At 67.1% G+C, this 18,827-nt stretch carries 19 protein-coding genes and 1 pseudogene; 12 read left to right on the top strand and 8 right to left on the bottom strand.

Going from position 1 to position 18,827, the window contains the following annotated elements; translation table 11 throughout:
* Nucleotides 1–107: 107 nt before the first annotated feature.
* Together BLQ73_RS26075 and BLQ73_RS32805 are read right to left on the bottom strand one after the other, a co-directional pair.
* Nucleotides 108–713 carry a hypothetical protein gene (locus BLQ73_RS26075; RefSeq protein ID WP_093174394.1) on the bottom strand — a complete coding sequence of 202 codons (606 nt, stop codon included), beginning with the start codon at nucleotides 711–713 and terminating at the stop codon, nucleotides 108–110.
* A gap of 639 nt (nucleotides 714–1,352) precedes the next feature.
* Nucleotides 1,353–1,529, bottom strand: coding sequence for a hypothetical protein (locus BLQ73_RS32805; RefSeq protein ID WP_176955687.1), 177 nt, complete (start codon nucleotides 1,527–1,529; stop codon nucleotides 1,353–1,355).
* A 159-nt stretch (nucleotides 1,530–1,688) separates the two neighbouring features.
* On the opposite strand from BLQ73_RS32805, the gene BLQ73_RS26070 reads away from it, so the two are divergent.
* The 3 genes from BLQ73_RS26070 (at nucleotide 1,689) to BLQ73_RS26055 (ending at nucleotide 5,022) form a co-directional block, all read left to right on the top strand.
* A complete protein-coding gene (locus BLQ73_RS26070; protein ID WP_093174393.1) occupies nucleotides 1,689–2,207 on the top strand; it encodes an SRPBCC domain-containing protein in 519 nt (172 codons plus the stop codon).
* Complete coding sequence (locus BLQ73_RS34715) at nucleotides 2,204–2,908, top strand: TetR/AcrR family transcriptional regulator (protein ID WP_275936322.1); 705 nt, start codon at nucleotides 2,204–2,206, stop codon at nucleotides 2,906–2,908. Before BLQ73_RS26070 ends, BLQ73_RS34715 begins: the two co-directional genes overlap by 4 nt.
* 143 nt (nucleotides 2,909–3,051) lie before the next feature.
* Complete coding sequence (locus BLQ73_RS26055; RefSeq protein ID WP_093174391.1) at nucleotides 3,052–5,022, top strand: ATP-binding protein; 1,971 nt, start codon at nucleotides 3,052–3,054, stop codon at nucleotides 5,020–5,022.
* A 192-nt stretch (nucleotides 5,023–5,214) separates the two neighbouring features.
* On the opposite strand, the gene BLQ73_RS26050 is transcribed toward BLQ73_RS26055, so the two are convergent.
* The gene (locus BLQ73_RS26050; RefSeq protein WP_093174389.1) at nucleotides 5,215–6,057 is read right to left on the bottom strand and encodes an NAD(P)H-binding protein; all 843 of its coding nucleotides are present in this window, start codon (nucleotides 6,055–6,057) and stop codon (nucleotides 5,215–5,217) included.
* Entirely contained in the window at nucleotides 6,054–6,479 is a 426-nt protein-coding gene (locus BLQ73_RS26045; RefSeq protein ID WP_093174387.1) for a nuclear transport factor 2 family protein, read from the bottom strand. Before BLQ73_RS26045 ends, BLQ73_RS26050 begins: the two co-directional genes overlap by 4 nt.
* Before the next feature lie 86 nt (nucleotides 6,480–6,565).
* Here BLQ73_RS26045 and BLQ73_RS26040 point away from each other — a divergent pair, with 86 nt between their 5' ends.
* The 4 genes from BLQ73_RS26040 (at nucleotide 6,566) to BLQ73_RS26025 (ending at nucleotide 9,044) form a co-directional block, all read left to right on the top strand.
* Nucleotides 6,566–7,180 carry a TetR/AcrR family transcriptional regulator gene (locus BLQ73_RS26040; protein ID WP_093174385.1) on the top strand — a complete coding sequence of 205 codons (615 nt, stop codon included), beginning with the start codon at nucleotides 6,566–6,568 and terminating at the stop codon, nucleotides 7,178–7,180.
* A gap of 376 nt (nucleotides 7,181–7,556) precedes the next feature.
* Entirely contained in the window at nucleotides 7,557–7,835 is a 279-nt protein-coding gene (locus tag BLQ73_RS31725) for a hypothetical protein (protein WP_143020443.1), read from the top strand.
* A 118-nt stretch (nucleotides 7,836–7,953) separates the two neighbouring features.
* Nucleotides 7,954–8,511, top strand: coding sequence for a GNAT family N-acetyltransferase (locus BLQ73_RS26030; RefSeq protein WP_093174381.1), 558 nt, complete (start codon nucleotides 7,954–7,956; stop codon nucleotides 8,509–8,511).
* Between the two features lie 131 nt (nucleotides 8,512–8,642).
* Entirely contained in the window at nucleotides 8,643–9,044 is a 402-nt protein-coding gene (locus BLQ73_RS26025; protein ID WP_093174379.1) for a nitroreductase family deazaflavin-dependent oxidoreductase, read from the top strand.
* Nucleotides 9,045–9,079: 35 nt separating this feature from the next.
* Here the strand turns inward: BLQ73_RS26025 and glgA are convergent, their stop codons facing one another.
* Nucleotides 9,080–10,255, bottom strand: a complete 1,176-nt coding sequence (gene glgA, locus BLQ73_RS26020; RefSeq protein WP_093174377.1) for a glycogen synthase — start codon at nucleotides 10,253–10,255, stop codon at nucleotides 9,080–9,082.
* Nucleotides 10,256–10,341: 86 nt separating this feature from the next.
* Here glgA and glgC point away from each other — a divergent pair, with 86 nt between their 5' ends.
* Nucleotides 10,342–11,577: a glucose-1-phosphate adenylyltransferase gene (gene glgC / locus BLQ73_RS26015; protein ID WP_093174375.1), complete on the top strand. Its 1,236-nt coding sequence runs from the start codon at nucleotides 10,342–10,344 to the stop codon at nucleotides 11,575–11,577.
* A gap of 91 nt (nucleotides 11,578–11,668) precedes the next feature.
* Here the strand turns inward: glgC and BLQ73_RS26010 are convergent, their stop codons facing one another.
* A complete protein-coding gene (locus BLQ73_RS26010; RefSeq protein ID WP_093174373.1) occupies nucleotides 11,669–13,012 on the bottom strand; it encodes a carotenoid oxygenase family protein in 1,344 nt (447 codons plus the stop codon).
* Nucleotides 13,013–13,206: 194 nt separating this feature from the next.
* On the bottom strand, nucleotides 13,207–13,986 hold the full coding sequence (locus BLQ73_RS26005; protein ID WP_093174371.1) for an enoyl-CoA hydratase/isomerase family protein: 780 nt from the start codon (nucleotides 13,984–13,986) through the stop codon (nucleotides 13,207–13,209).
* 91 nt (nucleotides 13,987–14,077) lie between these two features.
* Here BLQ73_RS26005 and BLQ73_RS26000 point away from each other — a divergent pair, with 91 nt between their 5' ends.
* Genes BLQ73_RS26000 through BLQ73_RS25990 form a run of 3 tightly spaced genes read left to right on the top strand, consistent with a single transcriptional unit; the run spans nucleotide 14,078 to nucleotide 17,216 of the window.
* Nucleotides 14,078–15,622 (top strand): hypothetical protein, encoded by a 1,545-nt coding sequence (locus BLQ73_RS26000; RefSeq protein WP_093174369.1) that lies wholly within the window; start codon nucleotides 14,078–14,080, stop codon nucleotides 15,620–15,622.
* A 55-nt stretch (nucleotides 15,623–15,677) separates the two neighbouring features.
* Complete coding sequence (locus tag BLQ73_RS25995; protein ID WP_143020442.1) at nucleotides 15,678–16,937, top strand: RHS repeat domain-containing protein; 1,260 nt, start codon at nucleotides 15,678–15,680, stop codon at nucleotides 16,935–16,937.
* Between the two features lie 3 nt (nucleotides 16,938–16,940).
* Entirely contained in the window at nucleotides 16,941–17,216 is a 276-nt protein-coding gene (locus BLQ73_RS25990) for a hypothetical protein (protein WP_093174365.1), read from the top strand.
* Between the two features lie 368 nt (nucleotides 17,217–17,584).
* Here the strand turns inward: BLQ73_RS25990 and BLQ73_RS25985 are convergent, their stop codons facing one another.
* The gene (locus tag BLQ73_RS25985; protein ID WP_176955686.1) at nucleotides 17,585–18,301 is read right to left on the bottom strand and encodes a GntR family transcriptional regulator; all 717 of its coding nucleotides are present in this window, start codon (nucleotides 18,299–18,301) and stop codon (nucleotides 17,585–17,587) included.
* A 216-nt stretch (nucleotides 18,302–18,517) separates the two neighbouring features.
* Between BLQ73_RS25985 and BLQ73_RS35140 the strand changes: the two are divergent.
* A pseudogene (locus BLQ73_RS35140) lies at nucleotides 18,518–18,817 on the top strand (helix-turn-helix domain-containing protein); the annotation flags it as partial.
* Between the last annotated feature and the right edge of the window lie 10 nt (nucleotides 18,818–18,827).

Here is an 18,827-nt window from a genome sequence, read left to right as displayed (position 1 = left end):
TTCGGCCACCTTTTCGGGATCGGCATGTGCGCGCGTTCAGGCCTTGGAGACGCGGATGCCCGGGCGCCGCCGTGTCGGCACGCCCGGGCATCCGATCAGCGTCTAGATCAGCCGCCGATCATGCCGGTGACCGGAGCGATCGCGCCGGCGCCGCCGGTCGCGCCGCCGACCAGACCCGTGACGGGAGCCAGAGCGTCGCCACCCGTCGCGCCACCGACCAGACCCGTTACCGGGGAGAGAGCGTCACCGCCCGTGGCACCGCCGACCAGACCCGTGACGGGGGCCAGAGCGTCGCCACCGGTCGCACCGCCGACCAGACCCGTTACCGAGGAGAGCGGGTCGCCGCCGCCGGTGACGCCGCCCGTGGCACCGCCCACCAGACCCGTGACGGGAGCGAGAGCGTCGCCACCCGTCGCACCGCCGACCAAACCGGTGACCGAGGAGAGCGGGTCGCCGCCGCCGGTGACGCCGCCCGTGGCACCGCCCACCAGACCCGTGACGGGAGCGAGAGCGTCGCCACCCGTCGCACCGCCGACCAGACCCGTTACCGGGGACAGCGGGTTGCCGCCGCCGACACCGCCGAGGAGCCCTCCGACCAGGCCGGAGACCGGGTCCGGGTTGCTCGGAGCGGCGGCCATCGCCGCGGGGGCGGCGAACCCGCTCACCGCGGCGGCGAGGAGGAAGGTCGCGGCGACACGTCGTGCAGAACGCATGGGAAATCTGCCTTTCGGGGTGATCACTTTCTCAACCGAGGATAACTCTCCGTGATTAGTTGATAACTAAAGCGATTACCAGGAGTGCATGAAAACCGCGACATGGGATAGCCCGCACCGTGTCTCCCCAATCCATATAGAGCCTCACCAGGCACGAAATCCGGCCAATCCAAATCAACCCCTGACGTCCCCACTCAAGCCAACGCACACCCACACCACACCCCCGACCACGTGCCCCGGGCCGACCGTCGGCGCGCACAGCCTGCACCGAGCCCCCAGTTGGCGACACCCTGTCAACTGCCTAGCCGAGAGGCATGTCGGGCGCGCCCCGCCGCGCTCGCCCCGCTACGACCGGAGGCGATTGCCATGGGCCGGGAGTGTGCGCGGGCAGATGTCCACGCAGGCGAGGCCTCCTGCCGACGGATGTGCCCGCAGCGGACACCTTCCCGGGGGTGGACGTCCGTTCCCACGGCCCGGGACTTCCCGCGGGCCCCCGACTCCGCGCAGCCGAAGGGAAACCAGGACGACGAGAAGCAGACGACCCGGCCGTCCCTTCGGTCGGGACGGCCGGGTCGACTCCAGCCCCTCGCTGCTCAGGCCGGCGCCCTGCCTGCGGGAGGCGACGGCGGCCGGCGACGACTATTGGGGATTGATCGAGATCGGCGGACCACCGTGGCCGCCGACAATACCGAGGAGGCCGGCGAGCAGGCCGGCGACGGGGTCGGGGTTGGCCTGGGCCATGGCCGCGGGGGCGGTCAGGCAACCCAGGGAGGCGGCAAGCACCAGGACAGCGGCGACACGTCGTGCAGAGCGCATGGGAGCTGCCTTTCATCGTGATCTCGGTTTGGTGCAAGGTAACCGCTTGCTTGCATTTGATCACCAAGTGCCACAACAACACTGAAAGAACTCCCAGACTTGCACGGCTAACAGGGTTAGCTTAGAGTCTGGCTAACAACGTTAGCCCAGGAGGAGCCCATGTCTTCCCTTCTTGTCGTCGTGCTCACGAGCGCCGCCGCGCTGGTCGCGGCCCTAGCCGCGCTCCACGTGTGGACCCTCGCCCGTCCCCACGAGGTCCGCACCGAGATCGAGGTGGACGCGTCCCCGCGCCGGGTGTGGGAGGTTCTGACACGGTTCGACGCCTACCCCGATTGGAACCCGTTCATCGTCAGCGTCAGAGGCCGTGCTGAAACCGGTGCCACGCTCATCAATCAGCTCAGCATCGGAGGAAGAACGACAGGGTTCTCGCCCACTGTCCTGTCCGCCTCCCCCGGGCGCGAGTTGCGCTGGCTCGGCCGCGTTCTGGTGCCCGGCATTGTGGACGGCGAGCACTACTTCGTGATCGAAGACCTCGGCGACGGCCGCAGCCGTCTCGTCCACGGTGAGACCTTCACCGGTGCTTTCGTGCCGTTCGCCGGAAAAGCACTCGACGTCGCGGACGAGTTCGCGGCGATGAACTCCGCTCTCAAGGAACGGGCTGAGAGGATGGTCACGTGAGCAGCCATCCCGAGCCCAGCCCCCTGTCCCCGCGCGCCACCGAGATCGTGACCGCGGCCCGGGCCCTCCTTGAGGAGCAAGGACCCGACTCGCTCACCATGCGCGCCCTGGCCGAACGCCTCGGCATCCGCGCCCCCTCCCTCTACAAGCATTTGCCCGACAAGGCCGCCGTCGAAGTGGCCCTCATCGAACGCGGCCTCGCCGAGCTCGGCCAAGCCCTCCACACCGCCGTCACGACGCCCGCAGGCCCCAGCGCCGACTCCCAAGAAGCGTCAACGTGCCCCTCACCCACCGACCCCAGTTCCGCCACACCGGTCACCGCCGCCCTGGAACCTATCGCCGCCGCTCCCGACTTCCCCGCCCAAACCCTCACCGCCGACGTGCCGACCGACGAAGGCCCCCCTTCAAGCCCGATAGAGACACTTCTCTCCGCCTACCGGCACCACGCCCTCGCCAACCCCGCCCTCTACCGCCTGGCCACCTCCGGCCCCCTTCCCCGCAAGCGTCTCGCCCCCGGCCTCGAAGAGTGGGCCGGCAGCCCCTTCTTCCTCGCCGTCGGCGAACCCCACCTCGCCCAAGCCCTCTGGTCCTTCGCCCACGGCATGGTCATCCTCGAACTCGACGGCCGCTACCCCGAAGGCTCAGACCTCGACCGCACCTGGGCCGAAGGCGCCCGCGCTTTCTCCCCCGGCCGTCCCTGACCTCCACGGTGTAGTCCACGCGAGGACGCTTCACCAGAAACCCGATCCCCCACGCACCCCGGGCTGTAGACCGTCCGTTGCCCCGCCCCTTGGCGGCCCCGTGCCCGGCCATCCCCCCATGCCCTCGTTCAAAGTTCCTGCGGATGATTCCGCACGTCATCTGGGATAGTGACATCGTGCGTACGGTTCATATCGAGGCCAAGCCCGACCATCTTCTTCGGCTTGCCCGCCTGAGGGATCCGGTGGGCGCAGTCGCGGAGATGATCTGGAACGCCCTTGATGCCGAGGCTCACAACATCAGCGTCGAACTCGAACTGAACGACCTGAACTGCATCGAATCGGTCAGCATCACCGACGACGGCCACGGCATGGCGCACGCCTCATGCCCGAGTTACTTCAGCGGCCTGGGTGGCTCTTGGAAGACCTCCGCAAAAGTCTCACCAGAACTTAAACGCGGCCTTCACGGACGGAGCGGGCAAGGCAGGCTGCGCGCTTTCGCACTGGGCGAGCAGGTGCGCTGGGTGACGGTCGCGCAGGCCATCGACGGCGGAATCGAACGGACCGCCATCAGCGGAGCACTCGATCACCCCGCCGACTTCGACATCTCCGAGCCGGAGCATGTCGAGGCCCCCTCCGGCACCCGGATCGAGGCATCGGCTCCCGCCGATTTTGTGACGCGTCTGGCCCAGGACGACACCGCACAGCAGCTCGCTTCGACCTTTGCGCCGTTCCTTGCCGCCAACCCAGACGTGAGCATCACATATCAAGGCAAGTTGCTTGATCCCGCTACGGTCTGGACAGCCAAGGCGGAATACCCCATGCCATGGCCGGAGGTCGGCCCGGAGACGCGCCCAGTGCTGCGGATAGTCGAGTGGCCCAAGGATGTTGGCAGGGTGCTGGCCCTTTGCGATGCGGGCGGTGTCGTACTGGACGAGATCTCGCCAGGAATCCAGGCACCCGGCTACCACTTCACCGCCTATCTGCTGTGGGACGGATTCGTTGAACGGCGGGGCGATCTGCCGATGGCGGAGATGGATGAGATCGGCGGCCTGTTGGAGGCCGCGCGCGAGCAGCTTCGCGCGCACTTCCGTGAGCGCGATCGCGAGCGGCGTGCGCGCCTGATCCAGGAATGGAAGCGGGAAGAGGTCTATCCCTACGACGGAGAGCCCATAGAGCCGACTCAGGCCGTCGAACGGCACATGTTCGACGAGGTCGCGACCACCATCGCGCGTCGACTGCCCGCGTCGCAGCAGAGCCGCAAGACGACACTCCGACTCCTCAAGGAGATCATCTCTCACGATCCAAGCGGTCTGTATCCCGTCCTGGATGAGCTGTTCCGCCTGCCGCAGTCGGAACAGGAAGAGCTGAAGAGACTCCTGCAGCGAACAAGTCTGTCGGATGTTGTCCGAGCGACCGGTCAGGTCGCGGATCGGCTGGACTTCATCGCCGCACTGAAGAAGCTCGTCTTCGAGCCCGACATCAGCAGGACGGTCAAGGAGCGTCGCGAACTGCACAAGATCTTGGAGCGGGAGACGTGGGTGTTCGGCGATACGTACACCCTGATGGTCAGCGACCAGAGCCTCAACGTCGTGCTGGAGCGCCACCTGAAGGCTTTGGGCCGCGAACCCGAGAATGGCGCCTCAACCCCCGTCCTGCGAGAAGACGGCCGACAGGGCATCGTCGACCTCATGCTGGGACGGGCGCACCGAGGCAGCAGCGGCAGGGAACACCTCGTCGTGGAACTCAAGGCCCCCAAGGTGAAGATCGGCCTTGACGAAGTCGGCCAGATCAAGAGCTACGCGCAAGCCGTGGCGAACGACCCCCAGTTTTACGATGCGAACGTCTCCTGGGACTTTTGGGTTGTCTCCACACAAATGGATGACATCGTCCGACGAGACGCGACAGCTCCCAACCGTCCTCCGGGATGCATCGCGGAGTGGGACGGTGGAGTCCGTATCTGGGCGCGAACATGGAGCGAGATCATTGACGACTGCGAGCGTCGGCTTCACTTCTACCGGGAACGGCTGAACCACGATCCCGCCACGGAGCATGCGCTGGAATACCTCAGGCGTGTGCACGGCGAGGCGATGCCGCATGTGAGCGAAAGCGCATAGCCGGCCGGGACATCGCGTATCAAACCCATCACTGAAAACCCGTCACTGGCAGCCTTGGCCTGACGCACGGCCGCCCGCCCCGGCCACGCGCCCCGGCCACGCGCCCCGGCCATCGTCGCGCCCACCCTCTACGGACTGGCCACCTGCGGCCCCCTCCCCCGCAAACGCCTCGCCTCGGGGCGGTCGGCTGCTTCACCGCAGCTCTTTGTAGAGGAGGGAACGGAAGGTGCGTGGAGGGCGGCCGGTGAGGCGCTGGACGGTGTCGGTGACGCGGTCCTCGGCCCCCTCGGCGATGGCGCGGTCCATGCCGGCCAGTATCACGGCGAACTCCGGCGGCACCGCCAGCGCCGTGAGGCGGTCGCGCATTTCCTCGTAGGACAGACGGCGGTGGACGACGGGCCGACCGGAGACCTCGGTGGTGATCGCGGCGATGTCGTCGTAGCTCAGCGCTTCCGGCCCGGTAAGGATGAGATCGGTGTCGGGGGCCCGCTCCTCTGTCAGAGCGTGGACGGCGACGGCGGCGATGTCGTCGGCGTCGACGAAGCCGACACGACCGCTGCCGGTCGCGGTCAAAATGGCGCCCTCTTCACGGATGCTGACGGCGTGGACGTGCGTGCCGGTGAAGTTCTGCATGAACCACGAGGGCCGCAGCACCGCCCACTGCTCGAACAGGCCGGGCAGGGCTTGGTGCACCGCGCCCACCGCCGGGCCGCCCCCGGCTATGGCCGAGGAGCTGAGAAGCACCGCACGCCGCACACCGGCAACGCGGGCCTGCTGCAGGAAGGGCAGCATGACGGCCGCCGGGTCGGGGTCGCCCAGGGGCGGTATGAGGTAGACGCGGTCGACACCGTCGAGGGCGGCGGCGTGGGTGGCGGAGTCGTACCAATCGAAGCGGACCGGCTCGGCGCCGGGGACCGGGCCGGCGGAACGGCTGCCCGCCTTGACGCGGTGGCCGGCGGCGGTCAGCCGCGCGGCGGTGCGGCTGCCGGTGGTGCCGGTGGCGCCGATGACCAGAGTGGTGCCGGTGGTGGTCATCGGGCACCCCTGATGAAGTCGACGCCGGGTTCGAGGACGGCGAGCGGGTTCCAGTAGTCGCGGTAGGAGGTGAAGCGCCCGCTTTGAACGGTCACGACGGCGATGTAGGTCATGTCGTAGGGGCTGTCGGTCTCCACCAGGCGGCCGACGCCGCGCATCTCGACCACGATGGTCTCCGGGTCGGTGGTCTGGTGGATCCGCAGGTCGGGGAAATCGTGCGGATCAATGTGATCGGGATAGTGGCGCATGTAGGCGGCGATGGCCGCTCTGCCCTCGACGCGCTCGGGCCAGCCCTGCGGGGCGAAGGGAAACTCCATGACGCCTTCATCGGCCCACAGGCCGACCCAGCCGGGAATGTCCTTATCCAGCAGCAGTCGCAGGCTGTGGCGGTAAAGGTCCGCCGGGGAGGTCGATGCGTACATGGGTATCCTCCATCTCATAGAATCCGGACCATGGGTCCGATTCAACGATACGGACCCTCGGTCCGCTTCGCAAATGGAGGAACCGCGTGCCTGAGCGCAAGCCCCGCAAGGACGCTGCCCGCAACCGGAAGGCCGTCCTCGTGGCCGCCGACGCCCTCTATGCCCGCTGCGACAATCCCGAGGACGTCACGATGGCCGACATCGCGGCAGCGGCCGACGTCGGCAAAGGAACGCTCTTCCGCGCCTTCGGCGACCGCACCGGGCTGCTGCGCGCGCTGTACGAGGCGCGGTTCGAACCGCTCAGGGAGGCCGTGGAAGCGGGTCCACCACCCCTGGGGCCCGCCACTTCACCGCTTCAGCGTGTGCCCGCACTGCTCGACGCCGTGCTGTGCTTCAAACTCGACAACCGGCCCCTCGCGCTGGCCCTGGAGGAGAGCGGGAGCGGCAGCCCTTACCGAACGGAGCATTACGCGCGCTGGCACGGCCTGCTCCAAGCCATGCTGAGCCGGATCCCCGGCGTGGCCGACGGCGACTTCACCGCGCACGTGCTACTCGCCGCCACCCGGGCCGACCTCGTCGAACACCTGGCCGGACACGAGGGGATCCCGCGCGAAAGGATGCGGGCGCGGTTGGCGGACTTCACCGCCGGAGTCCTCGGCTCCCCCACACCACGGACCCAGGGTCGATCGGGGGACGGGTGACCCCCTTGAGGAGCGGGGCACCTCCCGCCGGGCCTCTCCCTGCACACGGTCGACCGAGCCCCACTTCGAAGGGAGCCCCCGTACGGCCCCGGCGTTGCCGTACGGACGATCCCCGACGGGGATGACGGGTCTCGTACGGCAGGCCCGACGCCTTGAGCTGATCCAGCGTGACGATCAGGAGCCCTGCCGCAGGGGCGTGATGGGGAGGCCGGTTCCCCCGGGGAGGTGGGGAACCGGCCGGGAGTCAGGCGACGACGCGTTGGGTGCCGGCGGGAAGTGCTTCGACGGTGATGTCGATGGCGATGCGGGGGCCGACGGCTTCGAGGGGGTGGCGTCGAAGCGTCCTCGCACTCGGGCGACAACGAGGTGCTGGGCTGTGAAGACGATGCTTGTGTGCCGGGGGTACTACGTGCGGGACCCTGCGGGATTCACCGCCGCGTGGCGGCGGCGCGCCAACCTCGCGTGCGAGCTCACCGAGGAGGAGGCAGCCGCGCTCGCGGAGCGCGACTACGGGGCGGTCTGCCTCGGCGGTCATCCGCACCTTCTATGGAGCTTCTCGGAGGCGGTCTGGGTGCCGGAGGTCTCGCGCCCGGAGCTGGTGGAGAGCTATCGGGAGAAGGCCCGTGCGCACGGCTATCCGGACACCTCCACCTAAGTGCGTCCTGGGTGTGCGACGGGTCGGTCGCACACCCAGGAGGGTAAAAAATCCGCGTTCAGTTGATAAAACGGAAAGATCGCTAGCCCTGGGACAGAAGAGACGTTAGCGTCGTCGCATGCATTCCGTTCACTATTCCGGAGTACGGCTCAGGCTGCGCGAGGTCACCCCGGACGACGTGGACGCCCTGCTCGCCATCTACGGCGACCCCGCAGCCACCCAGCACCTGCCGTTCAACCCCCGCACCCGCGACGAAGTCGAGGAGATCATCGCCAAGGCCGTCGAGGCCGCGGCGGCTCGGCCGCGGCACCGCTACCTCCTCGCCGTCATCGACAACGACACGGCCCGGCTCATCGGCGTCGGACGGCTCCTCATCGACCCCGAATACCCGCACAGCGCAGAGATCGGCGTCGGTCTGCGCCCCGACCAGTGGGGGCGCGGGATGGGCACCGACCTGCTCCGGCTCATACTCGAATTCGGTTTCCGAAGACTCGGGCTACACCGCCTGTGGGGGTCGCGCTCCCCCGCGAACACCGGTGCGCAGCTCGCCATGCTGGTCGCCGGGATGGTGGAGGAAGGCCGCCTCCGCCACCACGTCGCCACCCCCACCGGGTGGCGCGATTCCATCATCCATTCCGCAATCCGCACCGAGTGGGACAGATACCGCAGCAACTGATCGCCCCCGCGGTCCGGGCGGCCCGCCTCACGGCGTGCCGTACCCGGGCGGGATAGGTTCGGAATCTGTCCAGTGAGCGGTTCCCGCCGCAGGGCGGCGGGGGCTGCTCCACCACATCGGAAGGCGACACGATGCTGTTCGGAGAAGAGCACGTCAAGCGATACCGCGAGACCGGCGGAGCCGAAGGCCACGACTGGAACGACTCCACCGTCCTGCTGCTCACCACCACGGGGCGCCGCAGCGGCGAGCCCCGCACGTCACCACTGATCTACCAGCGCCACGGCGACGACCTCGTCGTGATCGCCTCCAACGGCGGCGACGTCAAGCACCCGCTGTGGTATCTCAACCTGGAGGCCGACCCCGACGTCGAGGTCCAGGTGCGGGACGAGGTCTTCCCCGCCCGCGCCCGCGCCGCCACCGACGCCGAACGGCCCGAGCTCTGGAAACTCATGACCGCCACCTGGCCGCCCTACGACGAATACGCGCGGAAGACCGCACGGAAGATCCCCGTCGTGGTGCTCGAACGCCGCTGACCCGCACCCGCGGACCCCGCACCCGCGGATGCCGCTCAGCGGAGCGTGGCGTAAAGCCGGAGTGTGCGCTCGGCGACCTTCGCCCACGAGAAGTGCTCGACCGCGCGCACACGGCCGGCGGCGCCCATCGCGGCGGCCCGTGCGGGGTCGGCCAGCAGCGCGTTGACCCGCTCGGCGAGGTCGGCGGCGAAACGCTCCGGGTCGTGGGGCGTGCCGTCCTCCGCCTGGTCGATCGGCACCAGCAGGCCCGTCTCACCGTCGGCGACGACCTCGGGGATGCCGCCCGTGGCGGTGGCGACGACGGCCGTCGCGCAGGCCATGGCCTCCAGGTTCACGATGCCCATGGGCTCGTAGACCGACGGGCAGACGAACACCGCGGCCCGGCTGAGGATCTGGATCACCTCGAGCCTCGGCAGCATCTCCCTGATCCACACGATGCCGGGCCGGCTCGCGGCCAGCCCCTCCACCAGCGCCGTGACCTCCTCCTGCAGCTCGGCGGTGTCGGGCGCCCCCGCACACAGCACGAGCTGGGTGTCGCGCGGGAAGGACCTCGCCGCGTGGAGCAGGTGCACCAGCCCCTTCTGCCGCGTGATGCGCCCGACGAACACGACGTACGGCACCGCCGGGTCGATGCCGTGCCCGATCAGGAAGCCGTCCCCGAGGTCGGGGGCGTATTCGTCGGTGTCGATCCCGTTGTGGATCACCGACACCCTGTCGGGCGGGATCTCCGGATAGGCGGCCAGCACGTCGCTCCGCATCCCGTCCGACACCGCCACGATGGCGTCGGCCGCGGCGAGGGCGGTGCGCTCGGCCCACGACGACACGGCGTATCCCCCGCCGAGCTGCTCGGCCTTCCACGGCCGCAGCGGCTCCAGGCTGTGGGTTGTCACGACGTGCGGCACGCCGTACAGCAGTTTGGCGATGTGTCCGGCGAAGTTCGCATACCAGGTGTGGCTGTGCACGACGTCGGCCCCCCGGCATCCGGCGGCCATGGCCACGTCCACCCCGAGCACCTGGAGTGCGGCGTTGGCCGCCTCCAGCTCGCCGGGCACGGGGTAGGCCAGCACTCCGGGTTCCGGGCGGGGCCCGCCGAAGCAGTGGACGCGCACGTCGGCCAGGCCGCGCAGTTCTCGGGCCAGGTATTCCACGTGGACGCCGGCTCCGCCGTAGACGTCCGGCGGATATTCGCGGCTCAGGAGATCGACTCGCACGGGTCCGACCTTAACGCGCCGGGCGCGTTCCGCGGGGTGTTCGGCCAGGGTGATTTTGGGGGTTTAGAAGGGTAACGTCCTGACTTATGACGACCCCCAGAGTGCTCGCGATCGTGCTCGCCGGAGGCGAAGGCAAAAGGCTCATGCCCCTGACCGCGGACCGGGCCAAACCGGCTGTGCCGTTCGGGGGAATGTACAGGTTGGTGGACTTCGTCCTGTCCAACCTGGCCAACGGGGGCTACCTCAAGATCGTGGTGCTCACGCAGTACAAGAGCCACAGCCTCGACCGGCACATCTCCCGCACGTGGCGGCTCTCGGCCATGCTCGGCAACTACGTGACCCCGGTGCCAGCCCAGCAGCGCCTCGGCCCCCACTGGTTCGCCGGGTCGGCCGACGCGCTCTTCCAGAACTTCAACCTGATCCACGATGAGATGCCCGAACACGTCATCGTCTTCGGCGCCGACCACATCTACCGCATGGACCCGCGGCAGATGGTCCAGCAGCACGTGGAGTCCGGCTCCGATGTGACCGTGGCGGCGATCCGGCAGCCGCTCTCGCTGGCCGACCAGTTCGGGGTGATCGAGACCGATCCGAGCGGGCGGCGTATCGCCGCGTTCCGCGAGAAGCCCACCGACGCCGTCGGCCTTCCCGACGCGCCCGACCAGGTGTACGCCTCGATGGGCAACTACGTCTTCCGCACCCAGGCCATGATCGACGCGGTGCACGAGGACGCGCTCAACCCGTCGAGCAGGCACGACCTCGGCGGGAACATCATCCCGATGCTGGTCAAGGAGGGACGTGCGGAGGTCTACGACTTCGCGCACAACGCGGTGCCGGGTTCGACCGACCGCGACCGCGGCTACTGGCGCGACGTCGGGACGCTCGACGCCTACTACGAGGCGCACATGGACCTGATCTCCGTCCACCCCGTGTTCAACCTCTACAACGAGCACTGGCCCATCTACACCGGGCGTGATCCGCTGCCGCCGGCCAAGTTCGTGCACAACAGCGGCGACCGCGTCGGGCACGCCCTGGACTCGCTGGTCTCCCCCGGCGCCATCATTTCCGGGGGCACCGCCGTACGGTCGGTCATCTCACCCCGGACCGTCCTGCACTCGCACTCCCTGGTCGAGGACTCGGTCATCATGGACGGCGTCAAGGTGGGGCGAGGGGCGCGGATCCGGCGCGCCATCATCGACAAGAACGTCATCGTCCCCGACGGCGCCAGCATCGGCTACGACCTCGACGCCGACAGGAAGCGCTTCTCCGTGACCGCCGGGGGCATCACCGTCATCGGGAAGAACGCCGTCGTCAAACCCTGAGGGCCCCCGATCGCGTGCCGACCACCCGCGGCCGGTCATGGGCCGGGGCCGTGCGCTCGGCGCGTACGGCCCCGGCCCCGCTGGTCAGGGCTCACGCCCGGTTCATGTCCTGCTCCTCCGGCACCCACGACCCGTGGAGCCCGACCGGGACGCGGCGCGGCAGCCGTACGGAGGCGACATGGCTGAGATCTCTGGCGTCGAGGACCAGAAGCTCCGACGGCGCCCCCTCGCCACCGGTCACGAGGGAGATCAACCAGCCTTCGTCCTCTCCGCGCCGCCCGCGCGCCTGGACGAACACCGCCTCGCCGGGCAGCCGGTCGTGGCCGACCTTGTAGAACTCGGCCGTCCCCTCCCTGTGGTCGTATTTCACGATTCCGTCGGTTGAAACCGCGTAGAGATAGCGGTTCGCGTCGCCCACCCGCTCCTCGTTGAAGGTCGGGAACTCGATGTCGAGACCGTCCAGCTGCTCCTCGCTCACGCCTTCCGCCAGGTCGATGACATAGCGGTGCAGATGGCCCTGCCCGAACAGCCCTGCGGCGTTCACCGGCTCTCCCCCCTGGAGCTGCGACCAGAGTGAGTGGAACGCGGAAGGCGAGTAGCGGACGGCGTCGAGCACGATCCGCCCGGAAGCGTCCTCGTGGGCGTTGGCGGTGTGGAAGATGAAGCAGGGGTCGATGTCGTACCAGGTGACCGGCGCGCCCTCCCGCATCGGCATGATCCCGATCCGCGCGCCGTAGTCGTCGTCCCAGCCGTACGGCAGGCCGTCGTCGGCGCGCGCGGCGCTGAACACGACGGGCAGGTCCAGGAAGATGACATGGCCGGAGGTGACGGCGAAGTCGTGCTTCATACTCGGTCCCGGCACCTCGATCTCCCGGCTCTCCACCAGCTCGCCCTCGGTGGACAAGCGGTAGTAGATGAGGTAGGGCCGCCTGAAGCCGTAGTGGTAGAAGTGCAGCTCCCCCGTCACGGCGTCGTGCTTGGGATGCGCGGTCATCCCCGTCTTCAGCATGCCGCCGAAGTTGAACGGGCCGATGGTCTCCAGGTCCACCGTCATCTCGTACGGCATGCCCGACTCGAACAGCGCGAAGACCTTGCCGTGGCACGGCACGATGTGCGTGTTCGCGGGCACGGCGGCGTAGTCGATCGAGTAGTCGTTCCTGATATACGGTGCGTCGTCATTGAACAGGGTGGTCCTCACCCAGCGGTTGTGATACCACTCGGCCTTCCCACCCCTCAGCCGGATCGAGTGCACCATCCCGGGTCCGGTGACCCAGCTGCCGGTGTCCTGGCCGGGCTCGGGATTCGGACCGTTGCGCATGTACCGCCCGTTGAGCTCCCGCGGCAGCTCACCGATCACCGGCAGGTCGTAGGCGTCGATCTCATCGTCCACGGGAGCGAAGAGACCCTGTAGGTAGAGCGGCGTTGTCTCTCGCACAACACATCATCTCCTCGCTTTCACGGTGGCACGGAAGATTCGCCCATATCCACCAAGCAAGGAGCAATATTGTCCCGATTACACCACCGAAGACCCCAGAAAACCTCGCCCCGGCAGGCGCTAAGGGCAAGATCCCTTTACCTTCCGTCCCCGGGTTCCGGTCGGCCGCCGTCCGGGTCTCAGGTGCCCGGGTCTCAGGTGCCCGGGGTCCAGATGAAAGACGGCGGGCGCCGTTCGAGGAAAGCGGCGACACCCTCGGCGAGCTCACCGCTCTCGCGGGAGCGCTTCTGCCACTCCCGGAAACGGGCGTCGTCCGCCCTACCGTCGATGACCTCCTTGGTCGCGGCCAGCGTGAGCTGCGAACGGCCGACCATCGCGCCGGCGAGGGCGTGGACACGGGCCGTGAGGTCCTCGGGGACCGCGGTCTCGTCGACAAGCCCGACACGCAGCGCCCACGAGGCGTCGACCAGGTCCGCGGAGAAGAGCAGGAGCTTGGCGGCCGACGGGCCGACCTGGCGGACCAGCCGGTGCGTCGAGGAGTGGGGGTAGACGATCCCCAGCTTGGCGGGCGTGATCCCGAAACGGGCGCTGTCCGAGGCGATGCGCAGGTCGCAGGCCAGGGCGAGCTGGCATCCGCCGCCCACGCAGTAACCCTCGATCATCGCGATGGAGGGCTTGGGGAACTCCAGCAGCGCACTCTCCGCCGCCACGGTGGCGCCGGTGTCGTCACCCCCGTCGCCGAGGGCAACGATCTCGGAGATGTCGGCCCCCGCGCAGAACGTGCCGCCCGCGCCGGTGAGGATCAGAACCCGTACGGTGGGGTCCTCGGCAAGCCGCCCCAGGATGCCGGGCAGATCGCGCCACATCTGGGCGGTGATGGCGTTGCGCTTCTCCGGACGGTTGAGCCGGAGCGTCGCGACGGCGGCGTCACGGTCGAGTGCGAGGTCGAACCCGGGGGCGATCTGCTGGAACATCCGAACATTGTGTCCGACGGCGGTCAGGCCACCAGCGACCGGGGCCGTTGAGTAAAGTCCAGCTGTGCGAAGATCGCGGTTATTTCGGAGGATGAGTCCGGCCGAGCGGCGAGTCTGGGACGCGTACCCCTCGGGCACCTGGGTCGACCTGCGCGCCGAAGACCCCGACGACAACCTCCCCGCGGACGGCGCGAACTGGGACGCCGACCGCGAGATCAGAGCCGAGCTGATCGCGGCACTGCTGACCGGGGCACGCGAGCCCGAACCCGGAAAGATCCCCGGCGTGCGCCTGGCGGGCGCCCGCATCGTGGGCGACCTCACCCTCTCCGACGCCGAGATCTCCGACAAACTCAACCTCCTCACCTGCTACATCCCCGGCGCCGTCCACCTCACCGACGCCTCCGCCAAAGGCATCCGGCTACGCGGCTGCGACATCCACCGCATCCGCGCCGGACGCGCCCACATCAACGGGGTCTTCGAACTGGACGGCACCCGCGTGCGGGCCGGCATCCGGCTGGACAACGCCCACATCACCGGCCAATTCCGCATGTCCCGGGCCCACATCTCGGCGCCTCCGCCGTACTCGCAGATCAACGAGCGCCCCTTCGAGGACACCGGTCACCCCTACACCAAGGCCGACCTGGCAGAACGCGGCTACGACCAGCACAAGTGGGCCGTATGGGCCGGCGGGCTGACCGTGGACGGCGGCACATTCATGCGCGACCTGCGCGCCGAAGGCGGCCTGCGGCTCATCGGAGGAACCTTCGTCGGCGGCCTCTACCTCCAGCGGTCCACGATCACCGCCACCGGCGGCCTCGCCCTCCTCGGCGACTTCCTCACCGCCAGAGCCGCCGAATTCAGCGCCGGCTTCACCTCCGAAGGCGGCATCCGCCTGCGCGGCGCCCACATCGGCGGCGTGCTGTCCTTCGACAAGGCCCACCTCAGCGCCGAAGGGCGCGTACTCCACCTCAGCCACATGCAGGTCGACGAGCTGATCCTCACGACCGCCTCCACCAAAGGCGAGATCACCCTCGGCTACTCCCGCATCGGCGTCCTACTCGACCACCCGACCGGCTACGCCGGCAAGGTCCACCTCAACGGCACCACCTACGACTCCCTCCGCGGCGACTGGACCGTCGCCCAACGCCTCGACTGGGTCTCCCGCGACCCCGACGGCTACCGCCCCCAGCCCTACGAACAGCTCGCCACGTGGTACCGCCGCATCGGCCACGAACCCGACGCCCGCCGCGTCATGCTGGCCAAACAGCGCGAACACCGCACCACCCTGCGCCCCACCGGTCGCGCCTGGGGCCGACTCCTCGACGCCATCGTCGGGTACGGCTACCGCCCCTGGCAGGCCGCCCTCTGGGCCGCCGTCCTCCTCACCACCGGCACCATCGTCTTCGGCCTCGAACCCCCCACCCAGATCGACCCCGACCACCGGCGCACCTTCAACTCCTTCGTCTACACCCTCGACCTCCTCGTCCCCGTCAGCGTCTTCGAACAACGCGCCGCCTGGGACCCCGCCGGCTGGACCCGATGGCTCGCCTGGACCCTCATCGCCTCCGACTGGATCCTCGCCACCGCCCTCATAGCCGGCACCGCCCGCGTCCTCCGCCCCCCAAGCCCCCCATGATCTGCGCTCCCCCGCACTCCCCGCGAAAGTGACCACGGCTGGTCAGAGCACTTCCATGGTCTACGACGCAGACGGAGAACGCATTATCCGGCGTAGCCCAGATGGCACCACCACCCTTTACCTGGGCGCTATGGAGCTAAAACTCTCAGGAAACACGGTAACCGGTACCAGATATTACTCCGGTCCCGATGGGACATCCGTGGCCATGAGAAGTCCTGGCGGGATCAAATGGCTGGCCTCAGGCCTGAATGGGTCAACTGTCCTTTCCATTGACGACACTACCGGAGCGGTGTCACGAGAGCGCTACCTCCCCTTCGGAAAGCGCCGAGGTGGCGACGATCTACCGTTCACAGATAGAGGATTTCTCGGGAAGATCGAAGACGATTCCATCGGATTGTCTTATCTATCCGCAAGATATTACGATCCCAGTATCGGAAAGTTCATCTCCACGGATCCACTTCTGCCGTTGGATGAGCCCCAATGGATGAACCCCTATGGGTATGCAGGCAATAACCCAATCGGGCTCTCCGACCCTGGGGGCCTCGCTCCAGATAAGGGCACCGAAGGGGAGAGTTGCGATTGCTCAGCGAGTGCCATTGAAGCAAGCCTAGGAAAACTTCCGAATGAAAACATTCGAAAGCAGTCCCAGAAGAAGTGGCAAGCTAAAATCTCTCGCCATCTGAGTGAACACCTAACCGGCGGCTCTCTGCACAACAATCGCCTGCGAACGCAGCAAGAGCTCTTTCTCGCCATCTCCATCTGTGAAGAGATAGGATTCGGCGAGACAGGGTGCGGAAAACGAGCGATCAACTTCTATTTCGATGGCGTGTGGGCAAGACATGACTACGAGAAACTCATGGGCAGCGACCGCCGCGGATCGGCGCACATGTCGACGTTCAAACGGTTCGGCGTCTCCCCGGGAAAGAACCTTAACCTAAAAAAACCGAGTGCAGCCAACGGCAGAAGCTATATCATCTACGTGATCAAAAATAAGAATCGCGTAGTTTATGTGGGAAAAGCCAGCGGGGTAGACACTCCCGAGCAGGTGCTCAAAGCACGCTTCACAAAGCGAAAGGAAGGACACCACAGTTACTTCCCATCGCAGGGAGACTCCGAACCCGAGATTATAGATGTGCTAATGTCCAGATATGCCATGGCTGGAGCAGAGCAATTCTACATGGAGGCTTATCGCGAAGGGGGAGCCAAGCTAAGGAACATAGACCAAGCAATAAGCTTTGATCGACCGAAACGCAGGAAAAATTCGATCGCAAAGCTTGATGCATTCTTCCTCGAAGTATTCTCAAGGAAAAGGTAGGGTATGGACGCCTTCCTCTACTGGAGGGGCGAGCACCACATATCTCGCATAGAGATCGAGTATGTCGTAGAAGACGTACTCGGCGATCAAGGCGAGGTTACCGGAGCCGGAAGCGGTGAACGCGGAGGCAACATTGATATAGAGATATTCGAAGACAGTGCCGCGCCACGACTCATGGTCGAGATATCGAAAGCAGTAGCCCAGTACCTTCCGGCAGATGCGTACTATCACTTTGACGATGAAAGTGAAAGGCATCTCCTGGCAGACGATCTCAAATAGGAGTTAGCTCCTAGAAATTTAGAGATCGCAGCCGCCGCCTGGTCAGCCTCGATGCGGCACCAGGCGGCGGCTCCATGCTCATGCCAGCCCACCTACGTGAAACTGGGAACAAAGTCTTGTAAACGTTCCAACTCAAGGCGTGATAAACCCAGAGAGTTGCTCGTTATAAATGTGTGACCAACTGACCATGGTTCGTGGACGAGGAAACTATAGGGCCTGATCGAACATCTGCTGCCCCTTTAGCCGGGCAAGTCCCCGGGCCAGCCCCAGTACCCGACACCTTCGTCTCCTTGGCGTGCGGTCTCATTTTCTGGCGGCGACTCACGAAGAAGTAGATGTGATCGTATTACGAGCTCTCACGCGACCGGTCACGCCCGCTTCAGATCGCACAGCTCGTGAGCTGCATCGTGGTCCCCGCCGCGTCCTAGTGTCCCGCGTGACACCCGGCCTTCCGGCCTTCCCCGCGAATGCACGCGTTCTTGTACGGCAGAAGCCGCGGCGGCGCTCCGCGTGCCTGGCCTTGGTCCGGGACGCCGAGGGGTCGGTTCCAGTACGCGGCGGGGCCGAGCGCCGGTGGTGGGGGTGGTTCCGTCTTGTCCCGCAGGGCTGTCGCCGGTGACCCTGCGGCCGGTGCTCTTCAGGCAGACGAGAAGGCCTTCGTCCTCCAGCATGGCCAGTGCTTTGCGGACTGTGGCCCGGCTGCAGTGGTGGAGGCGGGCGAGGTCGATTTCGCCGGGGACGAGCGCACCGATGGGGTAGCGGCCTGTGGTGATCTTCCTGCGTATCTCGGCGGCGACGAGCTGGTAGCGGTAGTCACGGGGGGATTCCGCAGGGTCCTGGGAGCGCAGTCTCCAGCCTTTGTGAGGTACGACGGCCACGATGCCGAGTTCGGCCAGGGCCTGCAGGGCACGCCGTACGGTGAGGCGTGAGCAGTGGAACCTGGCGGTGAGGGCGTGTTCGGACGGTAGGAACGAGCCGGGCGGGTGAGCGCCTTGGGCGATGCGGCGCAGGAGTCCGTGTGCGACCTGCACGTGCAGGCCGGGCCCTCGGATCTGCCCCAGAGCGTCGTTCAGGCTTGTGGGCAATGGATTGTCCTGCGCCGGTCGGGGGCGGACGTGCGTAATACCTTGGCGGGCCATTATCTGCGTCATCGGGTCGGGCCTCCGGTCGTCCGATTAGGAGCCCGCTCGATGACGCCACTCACCGTGCGGGCCGGCTTTTCCTGGCTTGTTTTTTCGGCGACTATCCGCTGCCCGCTTGTGGGGCCATAATCGTGAGCGGTGCCGCTTATCCGCTAGGCAATGATGCGTGCTGAACCCATCCCGGCAGAAGGCCGGTGGCTTGGACAGCCGCATCTGTCCACCGTGTCCACGAGAGGTTTCATGGCTGGAATTCCAGGTGCCGGTCCGACTGAGCAAGCCCTCTGGGATCTTCTAGGTGCCCAGCTCAGGGCGTTGCGCAAAGCCAACGGCATGACGTTGGCGCAGGTCGGTGAGCAGTGCCATATGAGCGGCAGCTTGATCAGCAAGGTCGAAGGCGGGGCCCGGAGGCTTCCCGCCGACAGCGTTGAACCGCTGGAAAAGCTCTTCAGTGCACAGGGGACAATCCGCG

The organism is Sinosporangium album, from assembly GCF_900100605.1.
GTDB lineage: Bacteria > Actinomycetota > Actinomycetes > Streptosporangiales > Streptosporangiaceae > Sinosporangium > Sinosporangium album.
The sequence above is the reverse complement of the archived record's forward strand: the minus strand, read 5'-3'. Positions and strand labels throughout refer to the sequence as shown.